Genomic DNA, 8,956 nt, shown 5'->3' on the forward strand with positions numbered 1-8,956 from the left:
CCCTCAACCCATCCGCAAGGAGACGCAGTGAACAGAGGCACCACGGCCGCGCTCGCCCTGACGGTGACCGCCGGGCTGGCCCTGACCGCCTGCGGCGGCCCCAAGCCCGCCCCCGGCTCCGGCTCCCGCTCCCACGCCGGCGCCTTCGACCCCGTACAGGTCGGCAAGGGCTTCACCGGCAAGGGCGGCAACATCAACGTCCTGATGTCCGCGGACTTCCAGACGCTGGACCCCGGAAACAGCAACTACGTGCAGACCGCCAACGTGGGCCAGCTGTACTACCGCACCCTGACCATGGCCAAGGAGACCGCCGGCAAGCCGCCGAAGATCGTGCCGGACCTCGCCACCGACCTGGGCAAGCGCTCCGCCGACGGCCTCACCTGGACGTACACCCTGAAAAAGGGCCTGAAGTACGAGGACGGCAAGCCGATCACCAGCAAGGACATCAAGTACGGCGTCGAGCGCACCTACGCCCGCGACGTCTACACCCAGGCCCCGCAGGAACTCAACTCGGCGCTGGCCGACGACGGTTACAAGGGCCCCTACGCCGACGGCGACTTCAAGGCGATCGACACCCCGGACGACCGCACCATCGTCTTCCACCTCAAGCAGCCGTTCGCCGAATTCCCCGCCCTCGTCTCGCGGTCCAACACGGCGCCGGTGCCGCGGGCCAAGGACACCAAGCTCGACTACACCAACCACCCGGTGTCCTCCGGCCCGTACAAGATCAAGTCGTACGACCGCGGCCGCTCGATGAAGCTGGTCCGCAATGACCAGTGGGACCCGAAGACCGACCCGAACCGCCCGGCCCTGCCGGACACCTTCACCTTCAGCCTCTCCACCGCCCAGGCCACCATCAGCCAGCAACTGCTCGCCGACTCGGATCCGAGAGCGATCACACTGGACAGCGCCGGCGGCCTGCAGGCGTCCGACACCGCGAAACTCAACACCCCCGAGATCAAGAAGCGCACCGCGGCCGGCCTGCTGGGCTGCACGGACGTGCTGAACCTCAACACCGAGACCATCAAGGACCCGCAGGTACGCAAGGCGATCGCGCTCGCCGTCGACCGCAGCGCCATCCACGTGCAGTACGGCGGCAACCGGTTCGGCAGGATGGCCCAGTCGTACATCAACCCGGACCAGCGCGGATACGTGCAGCAGCACACCGACCTGGACCCGGCGGGCAAGCCGAAGCTCGCCGAGGCCAAGAAGCTGCTCGACGGCAGAAAGGTGCCCAAGAAGCTGGTGTACGGCTACGCCGACGCCACCTCCCGGTACAAGAACGTCGGCACCACACTGCAGCAGAACCTCAAGAAGCTCGGCATCGACCTGCAGCTGCGCCCCATCCCGGCCGCCAACTACTACACCGTGCTGGCCGGCGACCACATGCCGGACATCGCCCGCAGCGGCTGGTGCGGCGGCGCGGACAGCGGTTCGGTCCGCACCACCATCGACCCCAACCTGGGGCCGAGCCTCGACGGCAAGACGTACGGGTTCTCCAACATTCCGCGCTACTTCGACCCGGAGATCTCCCGCGACATGTACAAGCTGCGCGGTGCCAACGGAACCAGCGAGGAGCTGGGCAAGAAGTGGGCCACCCTCTTCGACCGGGCCATGCAGGACTACCCGCTGGTGCCGCTGGTGCGCAGCTTCACCAACAGCGTGGTCGGCTCCAAGGTCCGTAACGCGCAGGTGGGGTACTTCTTCGGCGCCATCGACCTGTCGATCGTCGGCGTCGAACGCTGATGGCCGGCTTCCTGCTGCGGCGGTTCGCCGCGATGATCGCCCTGCTGCTCGTCATCAGCTTCGTGACGTTCAGCCTGTTCCAGCTCGGCCCGGCGGACCCGGCCGCGGCGGCCTGCGGCCAGGAGTGCACCCCTGAGCGCATCGCCGAGGCACGGGTCGCCCTCGGGATGGACAAGCCGTTCCTCGTCCAGTACGCCGACTACATGTCGGGGCTGGTGGGCAGCCGCATGGTCGGCGCGCCGGGCGCCGACACCCTGTGCTCCTGGCCGTGCATGGGCAAGTCGTTCCAGACTAACGAGGACGTCACCACCATCATCGAGCGGGCCCTGCCGTACACACTGTCGGTGGCCAGCGGCGCGATCGTGCTGTGGACCGTCGCCGGCGTCGGCCTGGGGCTGCTGGCCGCGCTGCGCAAGAACCGCTTCACCGACAAGCTGATCGTCGGTGCCGCCTCCATCGGTGTGTCCCTGCCCATCCCGGTGACCGGCCTGTTGCTGCTGTTGGTGTTCGTCAGCACCCTGGACGTGCTGCCGTTCACCACCAACGACATCGCCTCGCCGTTCGGCGCCGCGGGCCCCGGCGGGTGGTTCCTGAACTATCTGCTGCCCTGGGTGGCGCTGGCCGTGCTGTTCAGCGCGCAGTACATCCGCGTCACCCGCGGCAACATGCTGGAGACCTTCGGCGAGGACTTCATGCGCACCGCGCGCAGCAAGGGCCTGTCCCGGCGGAACATTGTGTTCCGGCACGGTGCGCGCGCCGGCATCACGCCGGTGGTCACCATGCTCGGCCTGGACATCGGCCTCCTCCTCGGCGGTGCCGTGCTCACCGAGCAGATCTTCTCGGTGCCGGGCATCGGCTTCACCGCGGTGCGCGCCGCGCAGGCCGGCGACCTGCCGGTCACCATGGCCATCACGATGATGGCCGCGTTCTTCATCATCGTCGCCAACGTCGTGGTCGACGCCGCCTACGCGGTGATCGACCCGCGAGTGAGGGTTGCCTGATGCCCACACCTGAAGCGCCCACACCCGCTCCCACGCCCGAAGCCGTAGCCACGTCCGAAGCCGTTCCCGCGCCCGAAGCCGCACCCATGCTGGAGATCCGCGATCTGCGGGTGAGTTTCCCGACCGACGACGGTGTGGTGCACGCGGTCAACGGAATGGACCTGACACTGCAACGCGGCGAGACCGTCGGTATCGTCGGCGAATCCGGCTCCGGCAAGACCGTCACGAGCCAGGCCCTGATGGGACTGCTCAAGGACACCTCGGCCGGCGTCACCGGACAGATCCTGCTGGACGGCCAGGATCTCAACCCGCTGACCGAGGCACAGATGCGTGCCTACCGCGGCAAGAAGATCGCGATGATCTTCCAGGACCCGCTGTCCGCGATGCATCCGTTCTACCCGGTCGGAGCGCAGATCGCCGAGGCGTACCGAGTACACAACAACGTCTCCAAGAAGGCCGCCGCCGCGGTCGCCGTCGACATGCTCGGCCGGGTCGGGATCCCCGACCCGAAGCGTCGCTACTCGTCGTACCCGCACGAGTTCTCCGGCGGCATGCGGCAGCGCGCGATGATCGCCATGGCGCTGGTCTGCGAACCTGAGCTGCTGATCGCCGACGAGCCCACCACCGCACTCGACGTCACCGTACAGGCCCAAATCCTCGACCTGCTGGGTGAGTTGCAGGCCGAGACCGGTACTTCGGTGATCCTGGTGACCCACGATCTCGGTGTGGTCGCCGAGGTCTGCCACCAGGTCGTGGTGATGTACGGCGGGGAGTGCGTGGAACGGGCGACCGTCACCGACCTGTTCAACGACCCACAACACCCCTACACCCAAGGGCTGTTGGCTTCGATGCCCTCGCTCGTGGGGAAGTCCCGGCGGCTCAGCCCGATCCCGGGTTTCCCGCCGTCACTGCTGACGCTGCCCGAGGGCTGCCTGTTCGCCGACCGCTGCCGGAAGGCGCACCTGGTACCCGACAACGCCTGCGACACCCGGCGGCCGGCGCTGGCCGGTCCCGAAGGGCACCCGTCGCGGTGCCACCTGACGACCCTGGAACCGGCCGGAGAGGTGGCCCGATGACGCCACTGTTGCAGGTCACCGACCTGACCAAATACTTCCCGATCCGTTCCGGTGTCTTCGGGACCAGTGTCTTCGGTTCCGGCGGCGGTGTGATCAAGGCGGTCGACGGGGTCGGCTTCTCGGTAGCCGCGGGGGAGACCCTCGGGCTGGTGGGGGAGTCCGGCTGCGGCAAGTCGACCACAGGGCGGCTGCTCATGCGACTCCTCGAACCCACCTCCGGCAGCATCCGGCTCGACGGCCAGGAGATCTCCGAACTCCGCCGCTCGGACCTTCAGGAGTACCGCCGCCGGGTACAGATGGTGTTCCAGAACCCGTCCTCCTCGCTCAATCCGCGCCAGTCCGTGGGCAGTGCGATCGCCGCACCACTGCTGGCCCAGCGGATCACACCACCCGGCGGCGTCAAGGCCAGGGTGCGGGACCTGATGGACCGGGTGGGGCTGCGCCCCGACCACTACAACCGTTTCCCGCACGAGTTCTCCGGCGGCCAGAAGCAGCGCGTGGGCATCGCCCGGGCGCTCGCCCTGGACCCACAACTGATCATCTGCGACGAGCCGGTGTCCGCGCTGGATGTCTCGGTGCAGGCGCAGGTGATCAATCTGCTGGCGGACATCCAGCGGGACACCGGCGTGGCGTATGTCTTCATCGCCCACGACCTGTCCGTGGTCAAGCACTTCGCCGACCGCATCGCGGTGATGTACCTGGGCCGGATCATGGAACAGGGACACACCGACGATGTCTTCGACGCTCCGCGCCACCCCTACACCCGGGCGCTGCTCTCCGCCGTCCCGCAGGCGGACCCGGCGGCGGACCGCAGCGGGCGGATCCGGCTGGCCGGCGACCTGCCCAGCCCGGCCGACCCACCGCGCGGCTGCGTCTTCCAGTCCCGGTGTCCGGCACATCAGGGCCTGGACCCGCAAGACCGGCAGCTGTGCACCGACAGCGTGCCGCGCGGTGACATCGCCTGCCATCACATCTCGCCGTACCGCAGTACCGCGCAAGAGAAAGGTGACATCCGTGTTGATTCGTGACGTCCGCCCTTGGGGCGGCGAGCGCAGCGACATCGAACTGTCCGGCGACCGCATCGCGGCGATCCGCCCCTACGACCCGGCTGCCGAAGTGACCGGCCCCGTCGTCGAGGGGCGCGGCCGACTGCTGCTGCCGTCCTTCAGCGACGTGCACGTACACCTGGACTCGACCCGGATCGGCCTGCCGTTCCGGCCGCACACCGGCGGCCCGGGCGTCTGGACGATGATGCTCAACGACCGGCAGAACTGGCGCACCGCGGAGGTGCCCCTCCAGGAGCGGGTGGCCGGCACGCTGGAGCGGATGATCGCCCGCGGCACCACCCGCGTACGGTCGTACGCCCAGGTGGACGTGGACTGCAAGCTGGAGAAGTTCGACGCTGTGGTGGCCGCGAAGGAGAAGTTCGCCGGCCGGGCAGACGTGCAGATCATGACCTTCCCCCAGGCGGGCATCCTCCGCGAGAAGGGCACCGTCGACTATCTGGAGGCATCCCTCAAGTCGGGCGCCGAGGTGATCGGCGGCATCGATCCCTGTTCCCTCGACCGGGACCCCAAGGGGCACCTGGACGTGGTGTTCGGGCTGGCCGAGAAGTACCAGGTGGAGGTGGACATCCACCTCCACGAGCCGGGCCACCTCGGCGTGTTCTCCACCGACCTGGTACTCGAACGCACCCGGGCGCTGGGCATGCAGGGCAAGGTCACCATGTCCCACGCCTATGAACTCGGCTCGATCTCCGAATCCATGAGCCGCCGCATCATCGACGACTTCGCCGAACTCGACATCGCGATGGCCACCGTGGCACCTCCGGACCGCGGACAACTGTCGCTGGTGGCCCTGACGGAGGCGGGCGTACGGGTCGGCCTGGGCGAGGACGGCCAGCGTGACTACTGGAGCCCGTACGGCAACTGCGACATGCTCGACCGCACCTGGCAACTGGCCTTCACCAACAACTTCCGCCGCGACGATCTCATCGAGATGTCACTGGCCGTCGCGACCATCGGCGGGGCCTCGATCATGAACCACGACACCGCCCGGCTGTCCGGCGTCGCCGACCGCCCGGGTCTGGAGGTCGGCGACCGCGCCGACCTCCTCCTTGTCGACGGCGAAACCCCGACCAGCGCCGTCATGGACCGTGGCACCGACCGCACGGTCCTGCACGCCGGAGCCGTGGTCGCCGACCAACTGGAGTTGGTGGGTGGCTGACGTGCGGGGGGGGGGCTCACCCCATGCTGCGGACCGTGTCGCGCAGGCGTCGGGCTTCGTCGATGCGCTTCTCGTAGGTGGCCCCGAGCAGCAGCAGGAGCAGGCCGGCCGCGGCCAGGGGCACCCAGCGGGGGAGGAGGCCGAGTACCTGGACCACGGTCGGGGCGAGTTCGTGCATGCCGACCAGCAGGAGTACACCGCTGCCGACGACCAGCGGTGCCTGCAAGCGCGTGCGTACGCCCACAACGGTGGCGAGCAGGGCCGCAGTGCCCAGGAGCAGCGGGCGCACCCAGTGCCCGTCGCCCCACATGGCGATCAGGCTGGGGAGCATGGTCGTGCTCAGCCCCGCCCCGTAAGCGGTCCAGGAGCCCGTCTCCGGGTCGCTCGTACGGCGGCGGTGACCGATGACCAGTGCGACGGCCGTGACCGGGAGTGTGTATGCCTCGGGGAAGGTGACGTCCGCCATGGCGAGACGCACCCAGGAGGAGGCGATGAGCAGGGCGGTACCCACGAGTGCGGCGCGGCGGCGGTCCGGGCGCAGCGCGGTGGCCAGGCCCGCGACCCCGGTCACGGCGAGGGCGAGGCTCAGCGCACCGGGATGGAAGGCCGTCAGGGCGATGGCGGTGACGGCAAGGACATACCCGGCGCCCTCGGCGGCCGTGGAGACCTGTTCGCGTCCCGGGGTCCGGTGCCACGCCGCCGCGGCGCAGGCGGCGCCGGCGGCGACCCCGAGGACCACGAACGCGGTGACGTGCGTGGGAAGGGCTGCGGTGATGCCGGCCGCGACCGCCTCGACACCCAGGGCGAGGACGGCCAAGGCACCCGCAACACGTGCTGTTGCGCGCTCGGCGGGCCGGGCGGTCGGCGCCGAGAGGACGTGGGCGAGTACGGCGGCCGAAGCGGCGAAGGCGCCCCATGCCACCAGCACGGCGACCCGGTCGGCCGACGACCACAGCAGGGCGAGTGCGTCGGTGACAGCCAGCGCAGCGAGCATCGGTACGAGTGCCGCCCCCGGCGTCCGGCGCACGACGCCCCTGGTGAGGACGGTCGTCAGGGCGACGGATGCCACAGCCGCGGTTGCCAGCACCCACTCGTACGGCAGCTCCAGTGCCACCGGCAGCAGGAGCAGCGCGGGGACGGCGGCCAGCGCTGCGGTGTTGCGCAGTGCGTTCGTCAGTTGGTCGGGGTGCCGGTCGCCGACGGTACGGGCACGCAGTACGGCCATGGTGGCCAGGACGGAGACGGCCAGCCAGAGCACGACCAGCGGCGCGGCCGCGAGCTGCCAGCTCCACGGCGGCGCGTGACCGTTGAACCAGAGCGCTACGCCTGGGATGCCGGGCCGGGCGAGGGCGTACATGAGTTCCGGCAGCGCCACAATGCCGGTCAGCAGCAGCATGGTGGAGGCGGCGACCAGCTCGCCCACCGCCCCCGCGACCTCGCGCGGCGGTGCGAACGGGCCACTCTCCGCGGTCTTCTCCCACCGGCCGCTCCGCGCACAGCGCACCGCCGCCCACACCGCGATGAGCGCGGCCGGAGCCGCGTACCCGGCCACGGCCCACCCCGAGGGCACAACGCACCGCACGCCGGCCCCGACGGCCACGACCAGCGCCACGACGGCAACCCCCTCGCCGCCGGAGCGCAGCGCGAACGGCAGAGCCAGAGCGCGGAAGCCCCGGCACAGCGCCACGCCCAGCAGCGCCAGCAGACCCAACGGCAGCCAGGACCGCATCACCTCGGCCGGCGACGAGGCACTCACCGCGTGCCCCACCGCGAGCGCCCCGCCCAGCAGCGCCCAACCGCTGCCGACCACCCGGACCCCCATGACCAGGGCGGTGGCGGTCCGCTCACCGCCCAGCCGGTCGCGGAACGCGGCGGGCCCGGTGGCGGCGTGTGCAGTGAACGCGTACAGGGCCGCGAAGTCCACCGCGGCAGTGGCAATCATCGCGGTCGCGTAGTCCGCGGCCCCGCCGCCCAGGGCCGCGGCGGTCAGCAGGCCCGGCAGCCGTGCGATCAGGATTCCCACGGGCAGCGGGAGCCGGAGCCGCATCCACCAGCCGTAGACCGGCGTCCCCACCGCCATCAGCGCGGTGAGCGCCGCCCAGTAACCCGCCGTTCCGACGCCGTCCAGACCGCCGAGTCCGGCCTCCCGGGCGGCATAGGCATCCAGGAGTACCAGGGCGAGTCCCACCGCGGCCGCGGCCTCGGCGGTGGCCGTGAGCTGCCGCCGCCGCAGCGGACGGGGCAGTGCGAGCGCGCATGCGGTCACCGCGAGCAGTACGGCGGCCCGCCCGCCGATGCCCAGCCGCCCCCAGCTCACGACGGTGAACACCAACGCGGCCACGACCACCAGCACGCCACCGACGATCAGCAGCGCGGTCCGCGCGGACGGCGCGGAGACCTCCCGCGCCGGACCACCACCTGCCACGCCGTCGCCCGCGGGAACGGTCATGGGCGTCTCTGAGGGCGCGTCCCGGCGTGCCCGCAACGCGGCCAGCAACTCGCCGTGCCGCTGCACCAGCCACCGCCTGCGCGCGTCCAGCGCCTGCAGCTCCCCCGTGACCTGCCACAACGCCGCAGCGTCCGGCCCGGTCAGGGGCAGCCGGCAACGGCTGCACCAAGCGGGCGGGCGTGCCCCAAGGGGCATTCCGCAGTCCGGGCAGCCGGGCGATTCCATGTGCATGGCGCGAGTATCCGTGGGTCTGCCGGCCGCGGCATGAGTACTCGTACTCAGCGTCACCCGGGCCCGGTGAGAAACTGTGGTCATGTCGTCGTCCAGCACCACCGTCCATCCCGTGCCCGATGCGCTCGCCTACCTTGCCGGCGCCTGGAGCGTGCAGCGTGAGCTGTACGACGGTGGGCGCACCGGCAGCTTCACCGGGCGGGCGGAGTTCCGCGTCGAGGACGGGA

The 8,956-nt window shown here is 70.5% G+C and carries 6 protein-coding genes; 5 read left to right on the forward strand and 1 reads right to left on the reverse strand.

Going from position 1 to position 8,956, the window contains the following annotated elements:
• Positions 1-27 precede the first annotated feature (27 nt).
• The 5 genes from CCS38_RS34815 to CCS38_RS34835 are packed head-to-tail and all read left to right on the forward strand — an operon-like array spanning position 28 to position 6,049.
• Positions 28-1,746, forward strand: coding sequence for an ABC transporter substrate-binding protein (locus CCS38_RS34815; RefSeq protein WP_223737620.1), 1,719 nt, complete (start codon positions 28-30; stop codon positions 1,744-1,746).
• A complete protein-coding gene (locus CCS38_RS34820; protein ID WP_223737621.1) occupies positions 1,746-2,747 on the forward strand; it encodes an ABC transporter permease in 1,002 nt (333 codons plus the stop codon). The genes CCS38_RS34815 and CCS38_RS34820 overlap by 1 nt, the downstream gene beginning before the upstream one ends.
• On the forward strand, positions 2,747-3,823 hold the full coding sequence (locus CCS38_RS34825; RefSeq protein ID WP_372457207.1) for an ABC transporter ATP-binding protein: 1,077 nt from the start codon (positions 2,747-2,749) through the stop codon (positions 3,821-3,823). The genes CCS38_RS34820 and CCS38_RS34825 overlap by 1 nt, the downstream gene beginning before the upstream one ends.
• Positions 3,820-4,851, forward strand: a complete 1,032-nt coding sequence (locus CCS38_RS34830; protein ID WP_223737622.1) for an ABC transporter ATP-binding protein — start codon at positions 3,820-3,822, stop codon at positions 4,849-4,851. The genes CCS38_RS34825 and CCS38_RS34830 overlap by 4 nt, the downstream gene beginning before the upstream one ends.
• Complete coding sequence (locus CCS38_RS34835) at positions 4,838-6,049, forward strand: amidohydrolase family protein (RefSeq protein ID WP_223737623.1); 1,212 nt, start codon at positions 4,838-4,840, stop codon at positions 6,047-6,049. Before CCS38_RS34830 ends, CCS38_RS34835 begins: the two co-directional genes overlap by 14 nt.
• 16 nt (positions 6,050-6,065) lie before the next feature.
• On the opposite strand, the gene CCS38_RS34840 is transcribed toward CCS38_RS34835, so the two are convergent.
• A complete protein-coding gene (locus CCS38_RS34840) occupies positions 6,066-8,618 on the reverse strand; it encodes an SCO7613 C-terminal domain-containing membrane protein (RefSeq protein ID WP_223737624.1) in 2,553 nt (850 codons plus the stop codon).
• Between the last annotated feature and the right edge of the window lie 338 nt (positions 8,619-8,956).

It is taken from the genome of Streptomyces purpurogeneiscleroticus, assembly GCF_020024005.1.
Classification (GTDB): domain Bacteria; phylum Actinomycetota; class Actinomycetes; order Streptomycetales; family Streptomycetaceae; genus Streptomyces; species Streptomyces purpurogeneiscleroticus.

What these genes read in the sequence shown, in the direction of transcription:
- CCS38_RS34820 (WP_223737621.1), top strand. Translation starts at nt 1,746, where the DNA reads ATGGCCGGCTTCCTGCTGCGGCGGTTCGCCGCGATGATCGCCCTGCTG.
- CCS38_RS34830 (WP_223737622.1), top strand. Translation starts at nt 3,820, where the DNA reads ATGACGCCACTGTTGCAGGTCACCGACCTGACCAAATACTTCCCGATC.
- CCS38_RS34825 (WP_372457207.1), top strand. Translation starts at nt 2,747, where the DNA reads ATGCCCACACCTGAAGCGCCCACACCCGCTCCCACGCCCGAAGCCGTA.